This is a genomic window from Cyclobacterium sp. L-R (genome assembly GCF_056859355.1).
This window is the reverse complement of sequence record NZ_JBSXOH010000066.1, coordinates 1-25,922: the sequence shown is the minus strand read 5'-3', so window position 1 is coordinate 25,922 and position 25,922 is coordinate 1. Positions and strand designations below refer to the sequence as shown.

The 25,922-nt window shown below is 37.1% G+C and carries 20 protein-coding genes; 8 read left to right on the top strand and 12 right to left on the bottom strand.

Annotated elements, in window-relative coordinates; translation table 11 throughout:
- Nucleotides 1-96 precede the first annotated feature (96 nt).
- The 3 genes from AC13EX_RS09855 to AC13EX_RS09845 are packed head-to-tail and all read left to right on the top strand — an operon-like array spanning nt 97 to nt 2,252.
- Nucleotides 97-738, top strand: a complete 642-nt coding sequence (locus tag AC13EX_RS09855) for an NUDIX hydrolase (protein ID WP_048642625.1) — start codon at nt 97-99, stop codon at nt 736-738.
- Nucleotides 739-788: 50 nt separating this feature from the next.
- Entirely contained in the window at nt 789-1,988 is a 1,200-nt protein-coding gene (locus AC13EX_RS09850) for a DUF819 family protein (protein ID WP_482892601.1), read from the top strand.
- Nucleotides 1,989-2,000: 12 nt separating this feature from the next.
- Nucleotides 2,001-2,252 (top strand): (2Fe-2S) ferredoxin domain-containing protein, encoded by a 252-nt coding sequence (locus tag AC13EX_RS09845; RefSeq protein WP_048642626.1) that lies wholly within the window; start codon nt 2,001-2,003, stop codon nt 2,250-2,252.
- Nucleotides 2,253-2,623: 371 nt separating this feature from the next.
- On the opposite strand, the gene purB is transcribed toward AC13EX_RS09845, so the two are convergent.
- Both purB and AC13EX_RS09835 read right to left on the bottom strand, forming a co-directional pair.
- Entirely contained in the window at nt 2,624-3,967 is a 1,344-nt protein-coding gene (purB, locus tag AC13EX_RS09840; RefSeq protein WP_482892541.1) for an adenylosuccinate lyase, read from the bottom strand.
- A 179-nt stretch (nt 3,968-4,146) separates the two neighbouring features.
- Nucleotides 4,147-4,887, bottom strand: a complete 741-nt coding sequence (locus AC13EX_RS09835) for a DUF4397 domain-containing protein (RefSeq protein WP_339717981.1) — start codon at nt 4,885-4,887, stop codon at nt 4,147-4,149.
- Nucleotides 4,888-5,413: 526 nt separating this feature from the next.
- On the opposite strand from AC13EX_RS09835, the gene AC13EX_RS09830 reads away from it, so the two are divergent.
- Together AC13EX_RS09830 and AC13EX_RS09825 are read left to right on the top strand one after the other, a co-directional pair.
- Nucleotides 5,414-6,511 carry a 2Fe-2S iron-sulfur cluster-binding protein gene (locus AC13EX_RS09830; RefSeq protein ID WP_482892540.1) on the top strand — a complete coding sequence of 366 codons (1,098 nt, stop codon included), beginning with the start codon at nt 5,414-5,416 and terminating at the stop codon, nt 6,509-6,511.
- A gap of 23 nt (nt 6,512-6,534) precedes the next feature.
- Nucleotides 6,535-7,026 (top strand): hypothetical protein, encoded by a 492-nt coding sequence (locus tag AC13EX_RS09825; protein ID WP_240477925.1) that lies wholly within the window; start codon nt 6,535-6,537, stop codon nt 7,024-7,026.
- A 56-nt stretch (nt 7,027-7,082) separates the two neighbouring features.
- Here the strand turns inward: AC13EX_RS09825 and AC13EX_RS09820 are convergent, their stop codons facing one another.
- The 9 genes from AC13EX_RS09820 to AC13EX_RS09780 form a co-directional block, all read right to left on the bottom strand.
- Nucleotides 7,083-8,003: a DUF4097 family beta strand repeat-containing protein gene (locus tag AC13EX_RS09820; RefSeq protein ID WP_482892539.1), complete on the bottom strand. Its 921-nt coding sequence runs from the start codon at nt 8,001-8,003 to the stop codon at nt 7,083-7,085.
- A 21-nt stretch (nt 8,004-8,024) separates the two neighbouring features.
- The gene (locus AC13EX_RS09815) at nt 8,025-9,050 is read right to left on the bottom strand and encodes an outer membrane beta-barrel protein (RefSeq protein ID WP_048640571.1); all 1,026 of its coding nucleotides are present in this window, start codon (nt 9,048-9,050) and stop codon (nt 8,025-8,027) included.
- A gap of 16 nt (nt 9,051-9,066) precedes the next feature.
- Nucleotides 9,067-9,831, bottom strand: a complete 765-nt coding sequence (locus tag AC13EX_RS09810; protein WP_482892538.1) for a hypothetical protein — start codon at nt 9,829-9,831, stop codon at nt 9,067-9,069.
- Nucleotides 9,821-10,393, bottom strand: a complete 573-nt coding sequence (locus AC13EX_RS09805; RefSeq protein WP_482892537.1) for an RNA polymerase sigma factor — start codon at nt 10,391-10,393, stop codon at nt 9,821-9,823. The genes AC13EX_RS09810 and AC13EX_RS09805 overlap by 11 nt, the downstream gene beginning before the upstream one ends.
- A 128-nt stretch (nt 10,394-10,521) precedes the next feature.
- Nucleotides 10,522-10,992 carry a carboxypeptidase regulatory-like domain-containing protein gene (locus AC13EX_RS09800; RefSeq protein ID WP_482892536.1) on the bottom strand — a complete coding sequence of 157 codons (471 nt, stop codon included), beginning with the start codon at nt 10,990-10,992 and terminating at the stop codon, nt 10,522-10,524.
- 51 nt (nt 10,993-11,043) lie between these two features.
- Nucleotides 11,044-12,444, bottom strand: a complete 1,401-nt coding sequence (locus AC13EX_RS09795; protein ID WP_482892535.1) for an MBL fold metallo-hydrolase RNA specificity domain-containing protein — start codon at nt 12,442-12,444, stop codon at nt 11,044-11,046.
- A 585-nt stretch (nt 12,445-13,029) separates the two neighbouring features.
- Nucleotides 13,030-13,800, bottom strand: a complete 771-nt coding sequence (locus AC13EX_RS09790) for a ChbG/HpnK family deacetylase (RefSeq protein ID WP_482892534.1) — start codon at nt 13,798-13,800, stop codon at nt 13,030-13,032.
- Nucleotides 13,801-13,892: 92 nt separating this feature from the next.
- Nucleotides 13,893-15,794: a PspC domain-containing protein gene (locus AC13EX_RS09785; RefSeq protein WP_482892533.1), complete on the bottom strand. Its 1,902-nt coding sequence runs from the start codon at nt 15,792-15,794 to the stop codon at nt 13,893-13,895.
- Nucleotides 15,795-15,844: 50 nt separating this feature from the next.
- Nucleotides 15,845-16,183, bottom strand: coding sequence for a PadR family transcriptional regulator (locus AC13EX_RS09780; protein ID WP_048640564.1), 339 nt, complete (start codon nt 16,181-16,183; stop codon nt 15,845-15,847).
- A 392-nt stretch (nt 16,184-16,575) separates the two neighbouring features.
- On the opposite strand from AC13EX_RS09780, the gene AC13EX_RS09775 reads away from it, so the two are divergent.
- Both AC13EX_RS09775 and porU2 read left to right on the top strand, forming a co-directional pair.
- Nucleotides 16,576-17,682: a putative type IX sorting system protein PorV2 gene (locus AC13EX_RS09775; protein ID WP_048644325.1), complete on the top strand. Its 1,107-nt coding sequence runs from the start codon at nt 16,576-16,578 to the stop codon at nt 17,680-17,682.
- A complete protein-coding gene (gene porU2 / locus AC13EX_RS09770) occupies nt 17,669-22,723 on the top strand; it encodes a putative type IX secretion system sortase PorU2 (RefSeq protein ID WP_482892532.1) in 5,055 nt (1,684 codons plus the stop codon). The genes AC13EX_RS09775 and porU2 overlap by 14 nt, the downstream gene beginning before the upstream one ends.
- Here the strand turns inward: porU2 and AC13EX_RS09765 are convergent.
- Nucleotides 22,712-24,211, bottom strand: a complete 1,500-nt coding sequence (locus AC13EX_RS09765; RefSeq protein WP_482892531.1) for a hypothetical protein — start codon at nt 24,209-24,211, stop codon at nt 22,712-22,714. The genes porU2 and AC13EX_RS09765 overlap by 12 nt on opposite strands.
- Nucleotides 24,212-24,698: 487 nt before the next feature.
- On the opposite strand from AC13EX_RS09765, the gene AC13EX_RS09760 reads away from it, so the two are divergent.
- On the top strand, nt 24,699-25,622 hold the full coding sequence (locus AC13EX_RS09760; RefSeq protein ID WP_482892530.1) for a sugar phosphate isomerase/epimerase family protein: 924 nt from the start codon (nt 24,699-24,701) through the stop codon (nt 25,620-25,622).
- The last annotated feature ends 300 nt before the right edge of the window (nt 25,623-25,922 follow it).

Here is a 25,922-nt window from a genome sequence, read left to right as displayed (position 1 = left end):
TCATTTCTGAATATAACACAATAGGTTTAATAGGTTTGATAAGTAAAAAAGGCCTGAATATTATTCAGGCCTTTTTTTAATATATAAATACCAGGTATGGATTTTATTCAATTGGTTAATAAGCTGACAAAAGTTCTGGAAGGCCCCTTACCAGGCAGATCTGCTCAAGAGCGGATGGCTCCAATTCCTCTTGAAATGGAGCGTTTTGATAAGCAGCAGATTTTAAATGCTAGAAAAGGGGCTGTGTTAATGTTGTTTTGTCCTTCTGAGGATAATAAAAGCATTATTATTCCCTTTATTAAAAGAGCTACCTATGAAGGAGTGCACAGTGGACAAATCGCCTTGCCGGGAGGTAAAAAGGATTTGGGAGACACGGATTTGGGAGAAACAGCGCTGAGAGAGACGGAGGAAGAGATTGGAGTGCCTAGAAAGCATATTCAAATCCTTGGTAACTTATCCGACCTTTACATTCCCCCAAGTAATTTTTCTGTAAGGCCATATATTGGTTATTCCTCATTCCCTCCCGTATTTCAAATTGATGAAAGAGAAGTAGATCGACTTGTAATCTGTAAGTTTGATGAATTGACAGATGAGGCCATTGTAAAGAAAAAAGGAATGAATCTTGCAGGTGGAACGCAAATTCAGGCTCCTTATTATGAAATCAATAAAGAGGTGGTTTGGGGAGCTACGGCCATGATATTAAGTGAATTTTTAACTCTTTTGAAGAAAATCGAATAATTGTGGAAGGTGCATTGATAACAAACGACGCGGTAGTATTTGGACTTTTGATGGGAGTGCTTGGTTTTGTGTTTTACACTTCTGCCAGTGCGCATCCATTTTTTAAAGCAATATATCGGATAGTACCGGTAGTGTTACTTTGTTATTTTATTCCCGCTTTGTTTAATACAACAGGATTGATTTCAGGTGCTGACTCTCAGCTTTATTTTGTGGCCTCCAGGTACCTATTGCCTACTTCTCTGGTTTTATTGACCTTAAGTATAGACCTTAAAAGCATATCCAGATTAGGGCCAAAAGCTTTAATCATGTTTTTGACAGGAACATTTGGGATCATAATAGGAGGTCCAGTAGCCTTATATATCGTAGCACAATTTTACCCTGAAGTTTTGGGTGGGGTAGGTGCAGATGAAACATGGAGAGGACTTGCTACCATAGCTGGAAGTTGGATAGGTGGTAGTGCTAATCAAACGGCCATGTTGGAGCTTTTTGGAGCTAGTCCAACACTTTTCAGTCAGATGATAGCCGTAGATGTTATTGTCGCAAATCTTTGGATGGCATTTTTGTTGTACTGGGCAGGTAAGCCAGGTTTTTTTGATAGAATTCTAAAAGCCGACACCTCTGCCATTACCGCTCTTAAGGAAAAAGTGGAGGCCCATCAAAAAAGCAACCTTAAAATCCCCAGTTTACAAGACACCATGACCATCTTGGGTTTGGGGTTTTTTATCACGGGATGTTCCCACTTTTTTGGGGATTATTTGGGTGGGTTTATTGGAGAAAATTTCCCTGAACTAAAACCCTATTCTTTAGATTCTACTTTCTTTTGGTTGGTTATTCTTGCTACTACTGGTGGATTACTGTTGTCCTTTACGCGCTGGCGAAAACTAGAAGGAGTAGGTGCATCCAGGATTGGTAGTGCATTGCTTTATGTTTTGGTTGCGACCATAGGTATGCAAATGGACTTAGGAGCTGTATTGGATAATCCTGTATTTTTTCTTGTTGGAATTATTTGGATGGCATTTCATATTTTATTTATGCTTATAGTTGCCTTTATTATTAAAGCACCTTTTTTTTACGTAGCCATTGGTTCACAGGCAAATGTAGGCGGGGCTGCCTCTGCACCGATAGTAGCCTCAGCTTTTCATCCGGCACTAGCACCAGTTGGTGTATTACTGGCCGTCTTAGGATATGGTGTGGGTACCTATGGTGCTTATATTTGTGGTATATTACTGCAATTGGCATTTGGAGGTTAGAAGAAAGAAACGATGAAACCAAGAAGGAAATTTGTTTTTGTATGTAATGGGAAGGACTGTAAGAAAAATGATGCGAAATCTTTCACTGAAGTCATAAAAAATACCATTAAAGAGGATGATTTCAGAGGTAATTTTAAACTGGTGAAGTCTAAATGTATGGATTGTTGTAAATCCGGACCTGTGGCTGTAATTGGTCATGAACTCATAAAGAAGGGAGACAAAGATAAATTGTTACTTTTACTTAGAAGCAACCTCCATAAATAGTAATTGATCTGGCGTAACCAGTTTTCGGTTATTAGTAATAAAAACCCTGGTTTTCCCACTATTAGGAGTTGGAATCATTTTAACCCGAAATATGCAATAGACAATCTATTACGTGCTGAAATCACTTCAAAATCAGCCACTTCGTTGCTGTTTTCAATTTCACCATAGCGGTGCTATGCTAAAATCTCCAAACAGCCTGATTTTCTTGCGATTGCAACACTCATCACGAATTCTATTACATAATCCGGGTTAAAAAAAAAACGGCTTGTTTTCCTAGAGAGAACAAGCCGTTTGTTGTTTTTTGGACTAATATATTTAAATCCTAAGCTGAAAGTAAATTGCCAGGATTTAAGTCAACAGAATCAACTGAATTAAAGACCGGTATAATTAAAAGGAGTTATCTTTTTTAATTCCGCTTTAATTTCCTGAGAAACATTAAGCGTTCCGATGAATTCGCTAATGGACTCTTGCGTGATCTTGGAGTGAGTTCTGGTAAGCGCTTTAAGGGCCTCATAAGGTTTAGGAAAGCCTTCTCTTCTTAGAACTGTTTGGATGGCTTCAGCCACTACTGCCCAGTTTTCATCCAAATCTTTCTCTATAGCAGCCTGATTCAATTCCAGTTTATCTATTCCTTTGTCAAGGGACAAAAAGGCAATTTGCATATGAGCCAGGGGTACTCCGATTACCCTTAAAACTGTACTATCAGTTAGGTCTCTTTGCAGGCGACTGATAGGAAGCTTGGCAGATAGGTGTTCCAATAAAGCATTGGCTATACCTAGGTTGCCTTCTGCATTTTCAAAATCTATTGGATTTACTTTATGAGGCATAGCAGAAGAACCCACCTCACCAGCTTTTATCTTTTGTTTGAAATAATTCATGGCAACATATTGCCAAATGTCTTTACTAAAATCAAGAAGTATGGTATTGATTCGTTTTAAGCCATCAAAGTGTGCAGCAAAATGATCGTAATGTTCGATTTGAGTAGTTGGGTAGCTTCTGCTAAGGCCTAGTTTTTTTGATACCAAGTTGTTGGCAAAAGTATTCCAATCAATTTCAGGGAAAGCTACATGGTGAGCATTCATGTTTCCAGTCGCTCCACCAAATTTTGCGGCAAAAGGTATGTCCTTCAATAATTCTAACTGAGCAGTAAGGCGGCTAACAAAAACTTCAAATTCTTTCCCTAGTCGGGTAGGTGAAGCTGGTTGGCCATGCGTTTTGGCTAACATAGGAACAGAATCCCATTCTTTGGCCCTATTGCTAATTTTTTCCTGAACTTGTAACAATGCTGGGAGTACTACATCATTTATACCATCCCGGTACATCATAGGGACAGCGGTATTGTTGATGTCTTGAGAAGTCAAACCAAAATGGATAAACTCTACTACACCATCCAAACCTAGATCGGTAAATTTATCCTTTAAAAAATACTCGACAGCTTTCACATCATGATTGGTGACTTTCTCAATGTCTTTGATAGCTTGCGCATCAGCTTCGGTAAAATTCTTTTCGATAGACCTAATTTCTTCAAATTGCTCAGGTTTTACACTACTTAGCTGAGGAAGTGGTAGTTCGCATAAAGCTATAAAATATTCAATCTCTACTTTTACCCTGTACCGAATTAATGCATATTCAGAAAAATAGGCCATCAAAGGGCTGGTTTTTGAGGCGTATCTGCCATCTATTGAAGAAATTGCGGTAAGTGGATTAAGTTTCATGATTCGTCTTTAAGTCAATTGAGGCACAAAAATAATTGTTATTATTCAAAAGACGAGGGCAAGGCTGAAATAATATAAAATAAAAGGGACTTCTGCCTCCAGAAGTCCCCTAAACCCAGAACATGTAACAGAATAGCTATTTCATGTTTTGGAAAAAAAATAAACATTGTTATTGTTAATTAATAGTTGGGATAGTTTCTAATCAATTGAAGACGGATCGCATCCGCAGAATTGCTTTCTGCACCCAATTTACCCCTTATGACAACAGTGTAAATTCGACCTTCTCTGAGGTGTATGTCATTTAAACGTACGACTTCATTTTGGTCATCCGAACTGGCTTTAAGAATAAGGTCTGTTTCTCCAGTGTCAACATTGACGAAGTCTGTAGATTCCAGAAAAGAAAGGCTTTCCAAAATGGCCTCTTCATGGTCCCTTTGAAATAAATTCACTTCTGGACCATCAGAGGATAGGTGTACTAGCCTGATCAAAGCTTTACCATTTACAGGTGTTTCCAGACTGTCTTCTATAAATAGAGTGGTATATTCGTCTCCTGTTTCTGTCAAGAAAAAAGAGTAAGCCTTTTCAACACCTAAATTTACAGCAGTATCCAAAAGCGATTGATCTGAATCACTATCTACAAAAGAAAAGTTCCTTTCTCCTGTGTAGAAGTACCAATAATCTATGAATTCACCGAAATCAAATGCCTTCCGGTCATAAACTGTGCTGTCTACCTCGATTTGGATATCGGATGCTTCATTGGTTCCATTATAAAACGAAACATAGGCAGTTGGTTCGTTTGGCAAGCTGCCTGTCCCGTCATCGTCAAGACAAGAAAAAGTAAAGGGAAGAAGCATTAGCACCATCAGGTGTTTTCCAATTTGCCAAGTTTTGTTCTTGAAATTAATGATTTGTGTTTTCATAATATTATAGTTGTTTAGTCTTCTGATGCCAGTACGTTATGAGATGCCAGAGTGCTACAAGCGGTTGATGAAAATTGTAAAAAAAATAACGGAAATGAGAATTGAGAAGACTTGAGACAGTTGTAAAATTTAAGCCTGTTCTATAGTGAATCTGCTGATTATTATGTTCTTTTCCTTTCTTTTAATAGGCCATCGCTGATTGGTGTGCTTACAAAAGATTGGCAAAGTGATTTTTGTTTATCATTGCTAATTGTACGCTGATTATACAATCTGATTTCAGGTTTTCTGCTAGGAATTTGTGGGCTGCTTAGAAAAAAAAGATGTCTGGAGAATATGGCAATTACCCATTATGGAGGCGCTAAACGCGCAAGGATTGACTGATTTAGAAATGTTTTCAGCCTAGAATACTAGGTCAGTTGTGTATTTTGAGTTAAAGTTTGCTAAGTATTTTTTCTCCTAATAGGTAATTGGAAAAGAGTATGTTAATTTTGTGTGAATTGCTGTACAAACTATTCCTATTATTATAATGCTGTTTAAACTCTTTAAAAAGAAAAAAGATGATCTCGAAAATGATGATCATTACTTCACCTTAAGAATTAGAGAAACTGTCCAAGAAACTTTGGATACCGTAACCATCTATTTTGACCAGCCGGAACCAATTATGGATTACCTTCCAGGTCAATTTCTCACCCTCATTGTTGAGATTGATGGGAAACAGGAGAGGAGGTCTTACAGTCTATCAACTTCACCTTTTGTAGATCCTTTCCCTGGAATCACTGTTAAACGACTTGAAGGAGGACTTGTGTCTAATTTCGTGAATGACACATTTGTTCCCGGCAAAAGAGTAACAGTAATGAAGCCTTTGGGTAATTTTATTTCCGATTATCATTCTCATAATAAAAGGAAGTATGGAATGTTTGCAGGAGGAAGTGGTATCACGCCCATCATGGGGATAATCAAATCTGTTTTGGTAAATGAACCAAAGTCGACGGTACACTTATTGTATTGTAGTCGTTCTCAGGACATGATTATTTTTGATAAAGAATTAAAGGCCCTGGAGGAAAAATACCCTGATAAGCTTTTTGTTACCCATAACCTCACTCAGCCTAAACCAGGTTGGGAAGGCGCTGAAGGTAGACTGAGTCAAGAGAAAGTCACAGAGTTCTTTACTACTCATTTTGATTCTTTTCTAGAAAATCAGCGCTTTTTTATATGTGGTCCAGAAGGGATGATGAAAACAGCCCAGGAAGGATTGAGTAATATGGATGTTAAGAAGGAATTTATTCATTCAGAAAGCTTTTACCTTGAGAAGGAGGAGAGCGCAGAGGAAGAAAACCTTGGAGCAGTCGTAAACAGGCCTATAAAATTAATATTGGAAGGAGAAGAGTATACTTTCGATGTGGAACCAGGTAAAACCATTTTGGAAGCAGGCTTAGACGAGGGTTTGAATATGCCTTATTCCTGTCAGAGTGGACTTTGTACTGCTTGCCGAGGAAAATTACTTTCTGGTGAAGTGAAAATGGAAGAAGATGCTGGATTAAGCGAAAATGAGATTAAGGAAGGGTATGTCCTTTGCTGCTCTGCAAAACCGACCAATTCGGAGGTGAAGATTCAGATCGACTAATGAATTCAGAAAATCAGATTAAAATGATGAAAAAGGACTTTCGCTTATTAGAGCGAAATGTCTTGCTTTTAATTGCAATTCCATTGCCCATTTTTTCTTTTGCATACCTGTATGTAAATAGTGGTAATTTGGAATTCAATCTGCCGCAACTTCCAGAAGTTTTTAATTTTATTCTTCTTGGTTTGGTTTCAGCCATGCTGCTCATGCAGCAAATTGCTTATACCAATCGGATTAGAATCATAAGAAAAACAAATGGAGACCTGAGTCAGAAAATAAAAGGTTATGCAAGAGCAACCTTTTTGAGGTATTGGCATTTATTCTGGGTGGGTTTGTTGAGTGCTTTTGGTTTATTGTTTTATGAAAACTCAGGATTTACTATTGCTTATGCAGTCACCCTATTATTTGTTTCTTTGGCGAAACCCATGCCTGGAAGGATTGTAAAATCCCTTCAGTTAAAAAAGGAGGAAAAAGAAATGGTAATGGAAATTCAAAAAAGAGAAGAATTGCCCGAATAGAAATTGGCGCCATTCTAAAGTGCTGAAATTTTCACCTTAGAATGGCGCTTACTCATTTATATTGGCTGAATAGAGATGTTTCCTGAGCCAACTTTTCCCCGAATAGTAACACTTTTACCATTTTGAATATGGATAGACTTGTTTCCGGAGCGGTTCCCTACTCTTATATTTCCACTTCCAGCTCTCATCTCAAAATTATAATCATTGATATTGCTTATCGTATTGATTTGAATATTTCCTGAGGATCCATTCATACTTGTATGTGCGCCTAGCCCCGAATGGTCTGCTTTGATATTTCCTGATGTAATTTCTAAGCTTCCTAACTCACCAATTTGGCTTAACTTCATGTTGCCAGATGTAAGCTTTGCATTAAGTAAACCGCTGACTGAACGGGCCTTTAACTGCCCACTTGTTGCTTTGAAATCCATATTTCCACTAACATCTTCTATCGAAGCATTGCCTGAAGATACTTGGCAGTCTAGGTTCCCTGTTAAGTGAGATAATTGGAGATTTCCTGAGGAGGCTTTTAATAGTAAATTGCCTTTAATATTCGAAACCTTGACTTGTCCTGAACTGGCTTCAAGTTGGTGTGAAGTGGCACTTACGCCATTAATCCTCAAAGATCCCGAACTTGATTGAACAGCCAATTGCATTTCAGAAGGGCCTGAAATCTTGATGTATTTTTTATTTTTTTGATGTCCATTGGAAGACCCATTGTATGCGATTTTTAAAGTGTTTCCAACAGTGATCATTACCAGATCTTTATCTGCATTTTCTTCTTGACCTAAAAAGGCTTCAAGATCAATATAGTCCCTATTTTCATTACCCTCATACTGAATTTCAATGGAGCCAGACTTTATCTCAAGTTTCTGAATGCCATTAAAGGTCTTATTTATGAGTTGCTGACTTTGGGAAGAACCTATACCTATAAAAAGGAGGGCAACTAGAAGGAAATAATGTTTTGTAAATAAATTCATGGTGATTTGGGTTGTAGGTGATTAAAATACAAGTCCAAAACTAAATGGATTGACATTTGGACTTAAAGATTTTTGAAACAATGGATTGAAATCATAGGTGCTAAAGAAAGTTACGCTTCTAAACCCAATCTCGCCTCTGAGACCATATCTGAAATTATTGAGATAAGCACCTGCTGATGTTTTGTCTTTCTTCCTTCCTGAACCACCTATTTCTCTGTATACAAACTTACTTCTTCCACCAAGCCTGTATCCAGCATAAGGTCCAATGGCTACCCTTAAACCGTTTCTTCCACTATCATTTAATTTACCAAAATCAAGTCTGTACATGGTGAGGACGTTTAAGTAAGAGGCTGAAACCTTGCTTTTAAAGCCATTGACATCTGTTCGATTGACAAAAGACACTCCATCTTCGGTACCTAATATCTGGTAATTGGCATTGTCAAGCTTGAAGTTGTACCAACTCAGACCAAGACCGAAATCCCAGTATTTTCCCTTAGATAGTTTTTGACTGGCCATCCAGTTCCACCCAATATTCCAGCTGCCCCATCCTTTAGGATTAAAGGCGTTTCCTTCTCCAGGGATACTTCCATTTTCAAAAAAAGTATTGATACCAATGTCAGTATTAATATATGTTCGAAAATCAGGGTCTTTGTCTTTCTTTGGGCTGGTAATAACTTTTACTTTGGTTCTGTTACCTGTATCGTCAACTATCACCTTATACCTACCAACAGTAACCTCCGTCTCTCCCATATCTTCATATATGGTGACAATTTCTTTGTTGCCGTCTTTTTGTTTGATTTCAACAACTGTAAGTTCACCGTTTTGCGTCGGTTTGGGAAGGTCTAGTTCTTTAATTATCTGGTTAATATCCATGTTTTTTAACCTTTCAAAGTCATCAGGATTATCAACCACAAATACCATTTTACCTGATTGCCCAAATTCGACAATAATACTGTCGTTTACTGGTTTGTCATAAGGGATCTCCGGAGCTGCAAAAGCCATTTGTACAAGTGCCATAAAGAATATGGCCATTACATACTTTTTCATAATAGTAAATATCTAGTTAGTTTGTTTTTTTCTCGCGTTTTGTGGTAAGAGAAGCAAATAGGTTGTTTTTAGCATCTTGTAAACCACCAAATCCTTCATCTACTTTGGTGAAAAAGCCACCAATTTTATTTTCAAGCCCCTCTACTAATTTCTCTTTTTCAGGTTGTAAAGCATAACCATTGGAGATTATCTTTACTTTATAATCATTTGAGGACTTCTTTTTTGTTTTAGCCTGGGCTAGGGCTAGATGAAAATCAGGCTGTTTGATATCAGTCACAAATAAATCATTGCTTTCAAGCGTGCCACTGCCTTCTAATGCTGGAGGTAATTGCTCTTTAACCCGGCTAACCTTGTGTTCTTTCTCTTTGATTAAGGTGGAATTATTGGATTTAAGTTCATTCTTAACAAGCTGCTTTTTGGCTGCTTTTATTTTATTAACACCCTCCCCTTTATTTTCTTCTTGCTTTTTACTCAGACTTTTTTCCGAGACTATTATTTTTGGAGAAAGGCTAAAAGGCTTCTTTTCAATAAACTTAGTGTCACTGACTGACAAGGATGCCGTGTTTTTAAGCAAGTAATCATTAGGTTGATACATTAACCAAAACGAGATGGTAACTACGGCTGCAGCCGCTATCCATTTCCACCAAATGAAAACCACAGGCTTCTTGTCATTATCCAATCGTGTGGATAATTTATCCCAAATCTCAGGGGCAGGAGTTATGGCGTGATTTGACAAAGTACTTTTAAACAATTTGTCAAAATTATTTGTGTTATCTGCCATTGCTATTTACTTTAATTGAATTGGGGGCAATCTGTTTTTGCAAAAGTGACCTGGCCCTGCTTAGTTGGGATTTTGAAGTGTTTTCAGCTATACCTAATAGTTCGCTGATTTCTTTATGAGAATAGCCTTCTATGGCATAGAGGTTGAAAACTGTTCTGTAACCAACCGGAAGAGAGGCGACAAGTTTCAATAACTCGTCAGCTTCAATATTACCAAAAACCAGGTTTGGAGTAGAGATATGATCATTGTCATCCCAATCTACCTCCATTAGTAATTTTTTGTTTTTTCTCAGGGTTTGTAAAGCTTGCCGTACCATTATTCTTTTCATCCACCCTTCAAAACTCCCCTCATTTCTAAAAGTATTTAGACTATGAAAGATTTTCATAAATCCTTCAACTAGTACATCTTGTGCCAAGTCCTGGTCTTTTATATACCGTAAACAAATACTTAGAAATTTTGAGGAAAACTGATCATACAAATCCCTTTGGCTTTTTCTGTCTCCATCAAGGCAACCTTTGATCAGTTCGATTTCTGCTTCTGAAAAGTTTTCTTTAGTCGACATTTTTTTCGCTTTCAATAAGGTAGATACCTTCGGGTCAAAAAAGGTTGCATGTCAAAGGTAAAAAAATTAACAAATTTTAATATAAGTAAATTGAATTGTTTAAAATGTTGATTTTCAATTGATTGTTTTTAATAAGATGCTTTGTAGTCAATTATTAATTCAACCTGGCTCCATTCATTTTTTTCCACCTTTACCGGATGGATATAACTGTCAAGATCAAAGATACTTGCGAAATAGCCTTTTTCTTCGACAGTAAATAGGGAGTATTTGCCAGGGGGAAGCATAACGGAGAACTCCCCCTCATTGTTCGTTTCCACAGAAACAACAAGGGGAGTTTCAATATTTCCAAAAAGGTAATCGCCTAAATTTGCCTCATTGATATGGGTTAATTGATGAATATTAATAGTTCGTTTAACAGGCTTTTTTCCAGCTGGAGAAAAACTTGTGGCTGTTTCCTGTGATGCCTGGGGCATTTGATTTCCCTCTAGCCAAAATACTTTTCCTTTTATTCCTTGTGTGCTTGTTTTATTTGTTTTGCAGGATGAAAAAACAAATAGTACCAGTATAAATAAGTAGATTAAATTAGAGAATTTATTCATCAGGAAATATTTAAGATAAAATTAGCCATTAAATAAATGGAAACCCTGTCCTTATATACCTGAAAATAGAACAAAAGATTCCAAGTATTGTGGACAAATAGTATTCCAGTTAAATTTTTCTTTCAAAATTCCGGCCAATTCTTCACTTGCTTTAGGCTCACCATGTACTAAAAAGGTGAATTTTGGTTTGGTGATGAAATTATCACACCAGCTAATGAGCTCATTTTGATCCGCATGGGCCGATAATCCATCTATAAAGTGTGATTTAGCTTTGACTGGAACGTCAATTCCATATATCCGGCATATTTCTTCTCCTTCTAATATTTTCCTGCCTCTGGTACCTTCAGCCTGATAACCTACAAAGATCACGCTATCCTGCTCATTGGGTAGCCTGTGGTAAAGGTGGTGTAGGATTCTGCCTCCAGTGGCCATGCCACTAGCGGAAATGATTATTGCATGGCTTTTGATCGTGTTTAGGCTTATAGAGGATTCTTGATCTCTGTAGTAATGGAGGTTTTTATGGTGAAAAGGGTTGGAGTCATTGTTTTCTAAAGAAGGGGCTAAATGATGGTATTCAGGGAAATCTTTGTATAGCCCTGTAACATCAATTGCCATAGGACTGTCTACATAAATCGGTATCTGAGGGATAAAGCCTTTTTGTTGTAGTCGGTGCAAATAAAACAAAAGCATTTGGGTTCTTCCTACAGCAAAAGAAGGAATTAGGGATACTCCACCATTGTAATTCGTGTCTCGGATGATTTTTCCAAGTTGCTTGTCTATGTCTATAGAGTCGTTGACCCTATCTCCGTAAGTGGATTCAAGAAACAATACATCAGCAAAGGGTATTTCTGCTGGTGGGTTTAAAATAGGATCTTTGAATCTTCCCAGATCCCCAGAGAACACAATGCTCTTTTCTTGGTTTTCTCCTTTTATCCGTAATTTTAATATAGCAGCGCCTAGTATATGGCCCGCATTATAGGCAGTAAAACGGACTCGCTCATTTATTTTGATCTCATTGTTAAAAGGAATAGGCTTCAATTTGGGGAAGACATTTTCCGCATCTTCACGAGTAAATAAAGGTTGAGGGTCTTCATGCCTTGAGTACCCTTTTTTTCTGGCAAATTTGGCTTCTTCCTCCTGTAATTTTCCAGCATCCAACAATAAAATTTTCACCAATTCAAGAGAGGCTTCAGTTAGGTAAATTGGCCCATTAAAGCCCTCTTTAACCAACTTAGGTAAGTATCCAGAGTGGTCAATGTGGGCATGAGTAAGTAGAACTATATCTATGGAATCAGGGGTTGTGGGAAAAATCTCTCTATTTCTAAGCCTGTTTTCTTTGAGGCCTTGAAACAATCCGCAGTCTACTAAAATCTTTAGCGAATCTACCTCCAAAAGAAATCTGGAGCCGGTAACTGTTCCTGCAGCTCCGAGAAATTTTACTTTTACATCCATAGTTATTATTGAATTAAGTGTCCGAAAAATAATTTAACCCGGAAAATACAAAAGAGATCATAGTGAGTGATTTTGAAGTAATTTCATCACCTAATTGAAGATTTACTGCATATTTCGGGCCTACCAATAATCTGTTTATTATTGGTATAATATAGCTAATTTACTTTTAAACTTAGGTTTTATGGGGAAAAGTTACAGGCGTTTTTCCTACTATCCTTTTGCTATCCCCATTTTTTTCTCTTAAACCAGGATTATGTAATAGGATTTCTCCGCCCTGACAAGGTCAGGGGTGATGCCTGTCCCGTGTTTACGGGAAGTGTTGCAATCGCAAGAAAATCAGGCTGTTTGGAGATTTTAGCATAGTACCGCTATGGTGAAATTGAAAACAGCAACGAAGTGGCTGATTTTGAAGCGATTTCAGGATGTAATAGATTGTCTATTGCATATTTCGGGTTAAAACAAGATGATTTGGAGCACAGTAAAACAAGAGTGCTAATAGGGTAAATTACCAAAGCTCTATATTTAATGAGGGGGGCATGAACAGCATCAATTTTAAGTGAAATTGGACATGAGGGTGGAATTTTTTTATAACTGACTATAATTGATCATGTCGAAGTTGTTGTTCTGCCTGAATTTTTCAACTTTATCCTTAAGAGGTACATTGTTGTAGTCGTTTACAATGTCATCATTAATTGATGGGATCGCATGAACCATGATCTCAACGGTCTTACCTGTATAATGGGTGTTATTGATTTCAATATCAGAAAAATCTCCAAAAAAATCAGTTGTAATAAAGCCCAATTGCCTTAATCGCCAATTAAAAAATGATTTATACCTACTTTTTAAAGCACTTGTGTTTTCACCTAAGTTTCTTGCAATCCTGATTTTGTTAATTTTATTTTCTTTGGCCAATTGATTAATGCAGCGCATAATGGCCCACTCAGTGTGTATATGCTCATGCCCATCAATATGGCTAGGCATAAATCCAAATTGAGAATTAAATTTATGTAGCTGTGCTTCCAATTCATTGAAAATTAGTTGTCTGTCTTTTAGCTTGATGTGGAATTGTGGTTTGGTTCTAATTCTTCCGTGAAAAAGCCCATTTTCACAAATTAACCCACAACTTTTAGTTTCTTCCAGTACAGGTACCCCCGAAGTTAAATTTAGATGTAAGCCCAATGCGTCTTTAGGGATTTGATTTGCCTTGACCATCTGAACCGCATCTTCCAGCCCTTCTGAGAAATTCACAAGGGCTGTAGATGAGGAAATTAGTTTTTGACTAAATGAAGATAATATGGATTGATTTACCTCTTTATCGGATGCGAAATCATCACTATTAATGATTACTCTGTTCATAAGGTTGTGTTGCATAATAGGCTCAATAGATACGCTAAATCCATACAGCGAGAAATCCTAAATAGACCATAACCCTTCTATTGAGGTGAATTTTACTTCTCCATAAAATAGCTGTTTTTATAAATAGATCGGGAAAGACTGTCTGCTTCTGATTGCTTGTGGTCATCGATGCAATTTAAGCAAAGGAGTCCATTTTCATTAAAAACCCAGAAGTTTCTATTGTTAACATCCCTGCTTTTGTAACCATCATTACCCAGCGTATTCTTTAATATAGAAAGTAAGTTTCGGTCAATGGTAAAGGCTTTGTTTTGAGGGATAAATAGAGTTTGATCCAAATGTTGCATTCTGAATTTTGCGGTATTGGGGAAGGTTAAGAATTTATCAAAAACCAGTACACTATCCGTCAACTGCAATTCGTATTCTGCTTCAGAGGCATTTTCAATGGCTTCTTTTCTGTTAGAACCTTTTGAAATAAACTTTTGGGAGATAAGCATTTCATCTTTCTCATGACCTTTAAGTTGAAGTTTAACAAAGCCGAGTTCTACATCATCCATTCCATTTCCATTAGCAGTTAAAACAAGAGTTCCTTCGGGTTGATCCATGGTTTGCTCTACGGTGAAGCTTCCTTCGGATTTAAACTGGCCTATGATTTTTGGTGCCTGAAATGCTCCAGCTAGAATACACATTACCCAAATACCAAAAAGAACCAAGCCAAATCTTCCGTCAATCAGGTTTCTTTTGATCACTACGCTAATTCCTAATAGAACCAATACTATACTAGGAATAAATACAATAATAGATAAGGCTATAGCCAACCAAATAGGTAATAATTCACCTATTGTGTTTATAGGAAAGCCATCTAACATATATGCCCAATCACTATTAGAAACTAGTTCACTATAAAGTCCTAAAAAAGCAAGTGGTACGATCAGCATTACCATGCCCACAATAAAAATAATAAGGCCAAACAACACCCTTATAACAGCCAGTAAGAAGGATCCAAATGGACCAAGAGCTTTGCCTAAAGCATTTATCATATTGCCTAGAAAGCGAAAAGGAGCAAGCAATAGTCTCTTTGAAGTCGATTCTTCTTTGGTGTTTTCGGTGGATAGGTTTTGCTGGATGGTTGTTTCAATATTGCTCAAGGTTATTGCCCCACCTTTCATTTCAATTCTTTCTGTAATGGATTTAGCCATAGGGGTGATAATCCAAAGGATAAAATATAAAACGAATCCAGATCCACCGGCAAAGGTTAAAGCAACAAATGCAAGGCGAACCCATAGGACATCTATGTCAAAGTAAGCAGACAGACCGCTACCCACTCCTCCCAAAACCCTGTCATCTGGATTTCGGTATAGCTTTTTAATGTTTTTGTCCTCTGGCTTATCGTAAGAGACAGGAAGTATGATCCAGAGCAAGATATAAGAAATTACCGTCCACCATCCAAGTGCAGCGTTTAAATGAAAGTCATCAGTAAAAAATGGAAGTCTAAGTGGGCTAAAATTTAATCCACCGCTAAATAACATTAGAATAGTTATCAACCTTGTCCACAGAGGGTCAATTGTGAAATAGTTTGCAAATCCAGCGCATACGCCCCCCAGTATTTTGCCATTAACCAGTCGGGATAGTTTTTTATAACCTTTACCTGAATTTTGGTCTGGGGGAGTTACATATTTATAAAAATCATTGCCTGACTCCTCAGTAGGCTTTTCCTCATCCATGTCTCTTTCAATAGCTTTAAAATCTGCTATTGTCCCCATTTTTTTGATAAGGTTAGTTACATTGTCTGCAGTGATTACCTGCTTATTGTTTTTTAGATTACTCAGAAAAATCTCTGCAATCCTGTTCTCTATATCCGTAATTATTTCTTGATTACCTTCGTAATGAGAGAAGTGTTGGTTGATCGCATCTAAATAATTTTTTAATGCAGTATATCCATCTTCCTCTATATGGAAAAGAATTCCACTGATATTTATGCTGATTGTCTTTTTCATGATTTAAATGACTAAGGTCAAGAAAATAAATTATAATAACTTGATTTCATCTACTCGTTTTTTGCTTTCGATATAATTTGATTGACGGAAGAGTCTAGGTTTACCCATGTGGTTTGAAGCTCATTTAGGAAAGTTAAACCTTCAGGTGTAATAGAATAATATTTTCGCGGTGGACCTGCATCCGATTCCACCCATTTATATGTGGCCAGGTTGGCATTTTTAAGCCGGTTCAAAAGAGGGTATAATGTGCCTTCTACAATAATCATTTGAGCAGTTTGCAACTCTTCTATTAAATCAGTAGCGTAAACCTCTCCTCTGGAAATGATATGTAATATGCAGAATTCCAATATCCCTTTCCGCATCTGGGTTTGGGTGTTTGAAGCTTTCATGTTTTTATTTTAAGAGAAATAAATTAATCACGGTCATTTTTTTGCCGATAGTTTATTTCAATTCGAAAAACAATACCAACTTTTCAAGTGCTAGTAGGTTATGCCTAATTCTATGGTATACAAAGTTCGTTTCATAACCTATAATTGTGTCAAAATGCGTTATTTTTTGTTTTAAAAGCAGATAACAGTAGAATTAATCCATCGGATAATATTTTTCTTTTTTTTCAATTTCACAAGTCCTTTAATAAATGTCTCAATGATTGTTATGGCTTCGTACAGTTTATTGTTCACAATTGGACATTTCCGAACAAAACCTTCAATAATTTTTCAATTTCAAAATATTTACAATGGTATTTTCTTTTTACTTTGCGAATGAATTATTATTTAAACTCATGTTTAGTAGGGCAAATTTTTGTGTATTGGTGGGGATTTTGCTGTCTGGTGCTGTCGGAGCCCAGGGAATTGCCCCCAAATATTCCAACGAATTCATGAACATTGGAATTGGAGCCAGGGCTTTAGGAATGGCTGGTGCTCAGGTGTCAGCTGTGAACGATGTCACTGCCGCTTATTGGAATCCTGCGGGCTTGCTAGGAATCAAGCATGAGCATGAGTTTTCATTGATGCATGCAGAATATTTTGCGGGAATAGCAAAGTTCGATTTCGCAGGTTATTCTACAAATATCCAAGAAGACAATCAGATAGCTGTTTCCTTAATTAGGTTTGGGGTAGACGACATTCCCGATACCAGATTTTTATATGATGCCAATGGGGCTTTGAATTACGATAATATACAGTTTTTTAATGCGGCAGATTATGCCTTGGTGCTGTCCTTTGCACGTGACATTAGTGATTATTTTAAAATGGGAGTCAATGCCAAAGTCATCCATCGGAATGTGGGTAAATTTGCCAAAGCATGGGGGTTTGGGTTGGATTTTGGCGCGATATATATAGAAAACGGCTGGAAAATAGGCTTGATGGCCAGAGATATTACTACTACCTTCAATGCTTGGTCGCATAATGCGGAATTGGTGAGGGACATATATGCCCAAACGCAAAATGAGATACCCATTAATAGTATAGAACTAACTCTGCCGAGAGCAACTTTAAGTCTTTCTCGAAATTTTGAGCTTACAGAAGAGATTGATTTATTGACGGTATTGGATCTAGATCTCACTTTCGATGGACAAAGAAATACCTTGTATGGTAGTGATCTTTTTAATTTGTCTCCGAAGTTTGGGATGGAGTTGGGCTACAGACAATCTGCCTTTTTTAGAGTAGGGGCTGGTAATGTCCAGACCCTTATTGATTTTGATGGGTCAAAATACACCTCAGTTCAACCAGGGTTTGGTTTAGGGTTTAGGGTCAGTGAGGCAGTTTTAGTAGACTACGCCCTTACGGATATCGGAAGTATTTCTGAGACACCTTATTCTCATGTTTTTAGTGTAAAAGTTTCTCTTAATCCGTTAAAGTCTGGTTTTAGGTTGTATGATGGCTTGTAGAAAAAATAGAACAGGAATTTTTCGTATTGCTTTACTGGTAACTGGTTTGCTTGTACATTTTTTTGCCAAAGGTCAATCAGATCAGTGGCTAGATTATGATGCTGATTATTATAAAATCCCTACTTATTCCGATGGTATTTATAAGTTAAGTTATACTACTCTGTCAGCCTCTGGAGTTGCTATGGATGATTTGGATCCTCGAGAAATAAAGGTTTATCATAGGGGGGAAGAAGTGGCCGTTTACATTAGCGGAGAGCAAGACGGTTCTTTTGATCAGGATGACTATTTGGAATTTATTGGGGAAAGGAATGACGGAACCTTAGACAAATTATTGTATGAGGATGAAGCTTGGATGACAAACCCACATTACAATACCCACAATGATACCACTGCGTATTTTCTTACCGCTTCTCCCGGTTCATTTGGTAAACGAATGGCCTCTCCTTTGATTGAGGATGGCTTAGAGCCAATAAGTAATTATCAATTGGAGGCATTACAGCATTTTCAGGAGCAATATTCCTTGGGTAGAGAGTATTTTCCAGGAGTGAGGTTGTCTAAATATGATCAAGGGCAAGGTTGGACCTCATCAATTATTTCCAGAGGTAGAAGTAGAACATTGATTTTTAATGGTCTTGGACAAATAGTAAATGGAAATGTGAACCCTCAACTGGAAATCAGCTTTGTAGGTAGATCGGAAACTTCTCATAAGGTCTCAGTACACATAGGCCCTACGGCAAATGGTATGAGAGAACTTGGGCAATTTACTTTCGAAGAGTATGAAAATAAGGTTGTGAGTGAGTTGCTTCAGCAAACTGATTTATCCCCTGAAGGAGATTTTTTTATTAAGGTTACCTCTATGGGGGTAAACAATACCATTGATAATGTTTCTATCAATTATGCTCAAATTAAATACAGTTCTTCAGGGCTTTCGGGAGATTTTGAGACAAAAACGTTTGAGTTTAGTGAGGGTAACAAAGTACTTACCATAAAAGAGGCAAGTGAGGACTATATTGCCTATGATGTCACAGATAAAATTAACCCTGTTAGATTAGAAGTTAAAAAAACAGGCAATGAACTGCACATTCCAACCGGAGCTGGTTCAAATAAAGTTTTGGTTCAAAACCAGTCCAATGTTATAGAATTAAATGTCTTAGAGAAAGTAAGGTTTCGGAATTTATTAAACCAGCAAGCAAACTTTATCATTATTTCCCATGAATTGTTACGAAAGCCTGCAGATAACTATGGTGATCCGGTAACAGCCTATGCTTCCTATAGGGCCACGCCCTTGGGAGGTGGTTTTGATACCCTTACAGTCAATGTGCAGGATTTATACGATCAGTTTTCATTTGGAGAGAAAAGCCCCTTAGGAATTAGACGGTTTTTGGAACTTTACCAGAAGAAATATATACCGGAAAATGTACTGTTGATTGGGCGGGCATATGGTATGTTCAATACAAGAAGGTCCTCAGGTATTACCTATTTTTATCGGACCAATCCTTCAGTATTTACTTTTCAAGAGTTGGTTCCCACTTTTGGTTATCCTTACTCTGACAATCGCTTTGCGATTGGCTTGGATCCGGAGAATCCGCTGGAGAGGAATATAAGTGTAGGACGCATCCCCGCCAGAACACCCAATGATGTGGCTGCCTATTTGGACAAAATAAAAGAAAAAGATGCGCTTGAAGTCTCTGAGCCTTGGCAAAAAAACCTTATGCACCTTAGTGGAGGACGATCAGCTTTTGAACTAGAAAGGTTTTATAACTTTCTTAATGGTTTCAAAGTGATTGCTGAGGATATCTATTTGGGAGGAAATGTAGAGACTGTTAGGAAAAGGTCAAATGCTACTACAGAGTTAATTAATATCTCTGAGCAGGTCAATGACGGCGTCAGTCTTGTTACTTTTTTCGGACATGCAGCCCCTTCTACTACTGATATTGATATTGGTTTTGTAAGTGTTAGTGAAATGGGGTATAGAAATAAAGGTAAATATCCTGTTTTACTTTTAAATGGCTGTGATGCAGGTAATGCTTTTGGGGATGCCTATACCTTTGGAGAAGATTGGATAATAACCCCTGAACGAGGAGCTTCTAATTTCTTGGCACATGCAGACGTTGGTATAGATGTTTATTTAAGAAGGTATAGTGAATCATTTTACACTACTGCTTTCTCAGATTCCAGCATGATTCATCAGAATTTAGGGAAAATTAAGCAACAAGCAGAAAAATTATTTTATTCTAGGTATGGGGTGTCTGAGGTAAACCAATCTCACGCAAACCAGATAATAATGTTAGGCGACCCTGCAGTTAGAATATTTCCGGCAAATAAAGCAGATTATGCAATTTATGCTGATGAAATTCTATTGACAGGGGTAAATGACCAGGTGCTAAATTCACTTTCCGATACATTGGAGTTGACTATTCCAATCAAAAATTTAGGCATAGTTGATCTGGGCGAAGTTGATATTGATATTAAGCGACAATTACCAGATGGAACTGTTGTAACCATTCCTGTGGAACCTATTGAGCCGGTTTTTAGATTAGATACGCTGGTCCTTACTATCCCTAACTCGGGCATTAATTCATTCGGAGACAATGTTTTTAACATCACCGTCAATAAAAGTCGTCAGATAGATGAATTAACTTATGCCAACAATTCCGTATCTGTAACCTTCTTCGTGCCATTGAGTGGAACATTAAATTTGTTCCCTCTTGATTTTGGAATCGTAAATGAAACAAATTTAGAAATGATTGCTCAAATACCGGGATTAGCGACTGAGCAAAGAAATCTAATAATTCAACTTGATACTGCTTCGGATTTTTCAAGTCCCAAAAGAAAAGAAGTTAGAATAACAACAAATAACCTGGCCAGATGGAACGTAGCTCTTTTTGATGAAATACCTAAAGTAGATTCGCTTACTTTTTACTGGCGGACTAAGTTCTCAGCGCCTAGAGAGGGAGAGGATGTTTCATGGAAAACAAGTAGTTTTTCTTATATTGAAGGAGGGCCTGAAGGGTGGACACAAAGAAAATTACCTCAATTTTTAGCCGATCAACTTTCAAACATAAGTATTTCACTTTCAGATCAGAGTTGGCAGTTTCAAGATACTTCTTTAAATATTGATGTATTTACTTTTGGGTCAGAGAATGAAGAGTATAGGGTGGAGAATACCCAGATTATGCTAAACGGTGTCGCCTATATTTTAGATACTTTTAATCGTTTTTGCAGAGCAGGTTCGCTTGGGTTGATGGCTTTTGACCACCAGACACTAGAACCTTATTTACCTGTACCATTGGTTACAGTGGATGTCCTTGATTTTAGATCTTGTGGACGAGTGCCGCAGGTTATTCAAAATATACCTAATGCATACATTACTGATGAGGGAAAAACCATGCTTCTTGATTTTGTAGAAGGTGTGAAAAAAGATGATTATGTTGTTATTTTTTCTGTTGGTGAAGTGACTTTTTCAGATTGGCCGGACGAAGCTTATTTCAAACTTAAGGAGTTAGGGGCAAATGAAGCAACTTTAAGAAACTTAGAAACAGGGGATCCTTATATTCTTTTTGGAAGAAAGGGGATGAGGCCAGGGGAAGCTATAGAGGTTGTTCCTGATGTTGAAGATGAACTTGCTCGGGATTCTCAAATTATTTCATTTGAGACCGGTATTCAAGGGTATTTTCCCTCAGGAAGTATATTGTCACCAAAAGTTGGCCCTGCATCAGATTGGATAAAGTTTTTTAATGAAGTAAAAAGCAAAGACTTGTTTGAGCCAGATCAAAGTTCAATGGATGTGGTTGGCGTTACTCCAGATGGAGGAGAAGTTTCTTTGCTGCAAGATGTAAATGTAGAAACAACGGACCTAACACAGTTTGATGCAAAGAACTATCCTTTCTTAAGATTGAAGTATTCCCTAAATGACTTACCAGATAAAGATTTGCCTCAATTGTCCAAATGGCAGGTAGACTATACAGGAGTACCTGAAGGGGTTTTAATTTTGAAAGATCAACGCAAAGAGGTGGTTTTAAATGAAGGGGAGCAAGATGAGTTAACCTTTGAATATATCAATATTTCAAAACATGATTTTCTTGATTCCATACAGGTTGATTATTCGTTCCTTAATATTGACCAAAGGAAGATAACCAAAGAGAGCTTTAAGATTCCTGCTGTTAAGGCAGGCGAATCCTCAGTTTTCACAATAGATTTTGACTCCAAAGGAAAGGCTGGGGACAATTCACTTAACGTATTTGTTAACCCTCGAATATTAACAGAGCAGATTTATACAAACAATGTAATGGATTTGCCTAAATATTTTAAGGTAACCGGAGACGATTTAAATCCTGTATTGGACGTTAATTTCGATGGAAGATACATAATGAACGGTGACATTGTGTCTCCTACAGTGATCATATCGACCAAGGTAAAAGATGAAAATAAAATTTCATTGAAACAGGATACACTGGGGATGGAATTGATGCTTCGTAAGCCTTGTGAGGGCTGTGATTTTGAGAGAATAAGTTTTAGTAATTCTAGGGTGAAGTGGTTTGAAGCAACTGAAAATGCGGATTTCACCATTGAATTTCAGCCTGGTCCTTTAGATGATGGTATTTATACTTTGAAAATTAATGCCAGCGATGCAGCAGGTAATATGGCAGGTTCTGTGCCATATGAAGTGAGTTTTGAGGTGATTAATGAAAGTCAAATAACTAACTTTTATCCCTACCCCAATCCTTTTAGCAGTAGTGTGAGGTTCGTCTTTACGGTGACAGGAGCAGAGGTTCCCGATGAAATAAAAATTCAAATAATGACAATAACTGGTAAGGTGGTCAAAGAAATATTTCAGGATGAACTTGGCCCGATTACCATAGGGAATAACATTACTGAGTACGCTTGGAACGGAAAAGATGAGTTTGGCGACCAATTGGCCAATGGGGTTTATATTTACAGAGTATTGGTCAGGAAAAATGGTCAATTCATGGAGCATAGAAATACCTCCGCAGACAAAGCTTTTAAGAAAGGGTATGGTAAAATGTACCTATTGCGTTAATCTGTCCTTATAAAATATTGCCATATTGTTCTCATTGAGGTATTTAATCCCATGGATGTTGTAAGTTTCTAAATCCTCTTTAGTAGGCTGAAAAAGCACTACCAAGGCCGAACCATCTTTTAAAGCTTGAATGCTTTTTTGACGTTCTAATTCTATTTCTGCATCACTGAGCGGGTAGTTTTTCCCCTCAATAAATCGGTTTTTAGGGGCAATTTGAAGTACGTCTATGGTGTTGAATGAAAGCATAATTTTTTCTGGGCTATTGCTGAAAATCTGTTGATGGTTTTGATTTAAAATCCGTTCAATAGTTTCTTTCTGTTTACTTTTGTCAAATCTTTTGGCTGTAATAAGTGAAGCTACATCATTCCTTTGCCAAATAATATAGTGGCCGCTTAATGTGTAGCTAGTTATCAAAAGACCTATTATTAAAATTGATTTTCTCTTGTTGTATTGAATAAGGTAAATCCAAAGGGCAAGAGAGAGTGTTACTAGCTGAGGAAATAGTGTTCTGTAGTTGATTTCTTTATAGCCGATCTTCAGTTCAAAGCCTAAAAAAAACAAACTGTAAACAAAACTGATAAGTAGGGCTTTGTAGATAGGGTTGTTATGCTGATTACGGGATTTTACTAAATAATGTATTAGAAACGCGAAACTCAGCAATGCAAATGTGAAGGCAAGTGGTTTCGGTATATGTTGAGTTAGTAGGTCAGAAAATAGTAAAGCAAGATTTACTTGAAACCATGTTGAGAGGTTTTCATAAAATAGTCCAATGGTAGAAAGTTGGTTGGCTTGAAGAACTACTTGATTTGAAAGATGTAAATCAAGGATATTTTCTGGCATATTCCATCGATAAATAAGCCATGAAATAATCGTTGCTGAAATAACATATATCCATTGTTTTTCTTTGCTTATGATAACCCATAATGCGAGCAATGGAACAAGGAATAAAGCATTTAGTTTTACCCAGACCATTAGTGCAGAAAGGAAACAGATTAAAACTAGGTACAACGTGCTCCTTTCATTTCTCCAAATGAAAAGGTATACCCAAAACAAAAACAATAAGTAAAAATGGCTGTCAGCATGGGCGCTTCCTAATACCCTAAATGACCACCAGGATAGAATGCTGATTCCGAAAACAAAAAAATAATTTACGCTATTTTCCCCAATTTTCCGGGACATCTTAAATAATAAGTAGAAGGCCAGCAAAAACATCAAAACCCCCGAAACTAATGCTCTATCAAAAATCGAGATCAATGAAAAAGGAAATAAGGAAAGGAAATATGAATAAAATGGAGACAGACTTGTCAATTCGGGATCCTTTCCTTGGGCCATATTAAAATACCCTATAGTGTCAGGGGTTATATAGGGACCGTATTTGCAGAAATTCATTACAGTACCGATTAGAAGGGCTATAAAAAGTACAGCCAAAGGATACTTTGTGTTTTTAAAGAATCGCTGAGTTTTAGTGTTAGGGATATTGTTACACATGTTTGGCTTTTTGAATTGTTAGGGGCTAAAAAAGGAGTGCTTCCATTCGATTTTTTGATCTAGGTAGAACTTTAATATTTGTTAGTTTTCTGATAAAAAAGGTGGCTTTACCCCAGTAATCCAGCCTAAAGTTATAAATATTATTTAGGCCTCTTGAAATTTGAGGAAATTAATAATTCAGTCCTTTAGAATAAATTTTATAATTTAAGGTAAGCTTCAAGATTTGATAGAAAAAGCTATAGTAGTATACTTATGCCCCAGTTACTGATGGGAATTCCCTAGCTATAGGGGAACAGTAAAATGATTTGGTTAAAAGGAAAACAATAGATAAACCAAGCCTTTGGTTTTATAGTGTAGTATTTTTTTCCTTCTAGAGGGGGATCCTGAAAAATTGAAATATATTTTTGTAGTTTTAGGAAGCTTTACTAATTGGCAACACTTGTCAAGAATATACCTCTAATAGCCCCATTAATTAAGAAAGAAAACAATGGAAATTAAAAGAAGAAATGTACTAAAAACAATAGGCCTAGGTTCTATTGCTGCGGTTCAACCTGTTTCAGCCTTTTCAATGCCTAAAAAGAAAGGGAAATTCACTTATTGTTTAAATACCAGTACCATTAGAGGCCAGGATCCTGGATTGGCTAAATATATAGAGATAGCTGCTGAGGCCGGTTATGATGGTATTGAAATATGGATTCAGGATTTAAAGAAGTTTATTGCTGACGGAAATAGTACCTCTACATTGAAAACCATGATTGAAAATAGTGGTTTAAAGGTAGAAAATGCAATTGGTTTTGCTCCATGGATGGTGGCAGATAAGGAAAAGAGCAGCCAAGGCTTTCTTCAAATGGAAGAAGAAATGAATTTGCTGGCTGCCATAGGTTGTAAGAGAGTTGCGGCACCAGGAGTTGGAGCAGAAGCACCTGTGGATTTAGTCTTGGCCGGCGAAAAATTTAAGGATTTATTGGATTTAGGAAGAAAGACAGGCGTGATGCCTCAATTGGAATTCTGGGGTGCTTTCAAACCATTTTACCACTTAGGACAAATATTGATGGTAGCAGCGGTAGCCAATGATCCTGATGCTCGCTTACTGCCAGACATTTTCCATCTCTATAGAGGCGGATCTGGGTTTGATGGATTGAAATTAATCAATGGAAATGCAATAGAGATTTTTCACATGAATGATTTTCAAGGGAATATACCAAGAGAAGAACAGTCAGACAAGGATCGGGTCTATCCAGGAGATGGTGTAGGTCCCTTGGTTCAAGTGGTTAGAGATTTAAAGAATATGGGAGGAGATAAGGTGCTTTCATTAGAGCTTTTTAACCCAGAATACTGGAAGGAAGATCCACTTCATGTAGCAAAGACAGGTTTAGCAAAAATGAAGGCTATAGTAAAGGCTGCCAACTAAACCGGTGTTTGGTTATATAAAAAAAGACATCACTTATTTAATAAGTAATGTCTTTTTTTATATAATTTGAAACGTGTATTTGCTTACCTTAAGTGTGATGAAATCTTTTAAAATCCATTGTTTAACATAATTCAACTTCATCAAAACCGGCCTTAATTCGGGCTTGTTGGAAAATTCGATAAAATTTGACCAAGTAAAGATAAACTAAATTATTCGTGGTTATTTTGTGTGTTTGTCTTCTGATCAGCAGTACAATTCGACTACGGTAAAGTGCAATTTGGTGAGGCGTTGGGTAGGTTT

Coding starts and splice junctions, on each gene's coding strand:
- AC13EX_RS09855 (WP_048642625.1), top strand. CDS start 97: ATGGATTTTATTCAATTGGTTAATAAGCTGACAAAAGTTCTGGAAGGC.
- AC13EX_RS09850 (WP_482892601.1), top strand. CDS start 789: ATGGGAGTGCTTGGTTTTGTGTTTTACACTTCTGCCAGTGCGCATCCA.
- AC13EX_RS09845 (WP_048642626.1), top strand. CDS start 2,001: ATGAAACCAAGAAGGAAATTTGTTTTTGTATGTAATGGGAAGGACTGT.
- purB (WP_482892541.1), bottom strand. CDS start 3,967: ATGAAACTTAATCCACTTACCGCAATTTCTTCAATAGATGGCAGATAC.
- AC13EX_RS09835 (WP_339717981.1), bottom strand. CDS start 4,887: ATGAAAACACAAATCATTAATTTCAAGAACAAAACTTGGCAAATTGGA.
- AC13EX_RS09830 (WP_482892540.1), top strand. CDS start 5,414: ATGCTGTTTAAACTCTTTAAAAAGAAAAAAGATGATCTCGAAAATGAT.
- AC13EX_RS09825 (WP_240477925.1), top strand. CDS start 6,535: ATGATGAAAAAGGACTTTCGCTTATTAGAGCGAAATGTCTTGCTTTTA.
- AC13EX_RS09820 (WP_482892539.1), bottom strand. CDS start 8,003: ATGAATTTATTTACAAAACATTATTTCCTTCTAGTTGCCCTCCTTTTT.
- AC13EX_RS09815 (WP_048640571.1), bottom strand. CDS start 9,050: ATGAAAAAGTATGTAATGGCCATATTCTTTATGGCACTTGTACAAATG.
- AC13EX_RS09810 (WP_482892538.1), bottom strand. CDS start 9,831: ATGGCAGATAACACAAATAATTTTGACAAATTGTTTAAAAGTACTTTG.
- AC13EX_RS09805 (WP_482892537.1), bottom strand. CDS start 10,393: ATGTCGACTAAAGAAAACTTTTCAGAAGCAGAAATCGAACTGATCAAA.
- AC13EX_RS09800 (WP_482892536.1), bottom strand. CDS start 10,992: ATGAATAAATTCTCTAATTTAATCTACTTATTTATACTGGTACTATTT.
- AC13EX_RS09795 (WP_482892535.1), bottom strand. CDS start 12,444: ATGGATGTAAAAGTAAAATTTCTCGGAGCTGCAGGAACAGTTACCGGC.
- AC13EX_RS09790 (WP_482892534.1), bottom strand. CDS start 13,800: ATGAACAGAGTAATCATTAATAGTGATGATTTCGCATCCGATAAAGAG.
- AC13EX_RS09785 (WP_482892533.1), bottom strand. CDS start 15,794: ATGAAAAAGACAATCAGCATAAATATCAGTGGAATTCTTTTCCATATA.
- AC13EX_RS09780 (WP_048640564.1), bottom strand. CDS start 16,183: ATGAAAGCTTCAAACACCCAAACCCAGATGCGGAAAGGGATATTGGAA.
- AC13EX_RS09775 (WP_048644325.1), top strand. CDS start 16,576: ATGTTTAGTAGGGCAAATTTTTGTGTATTGGTGGGGATTTTGCTGTCT.
- porU2 (WP_482892532.1), top strand. CDS start 17,669: ATGATGGCTTGTAGAAAAAATAGAACAGGAATTTTTCGTATTGCTTTA.
- AC13EX_RS09765 (WP_482892531.1), bottom strand. CDS start 24,211: ATGTGTAACAATATCCCTAACACTAAAACTCAGCGATTCTTTAAAAAC.
- AC13EX_RS09760 (WP_482892530.1), top strand. CDS start 24,699: ATGGAAATTAAAAGAAGAAATGTACTAAAAACAATAGGCCTAGGTTCT.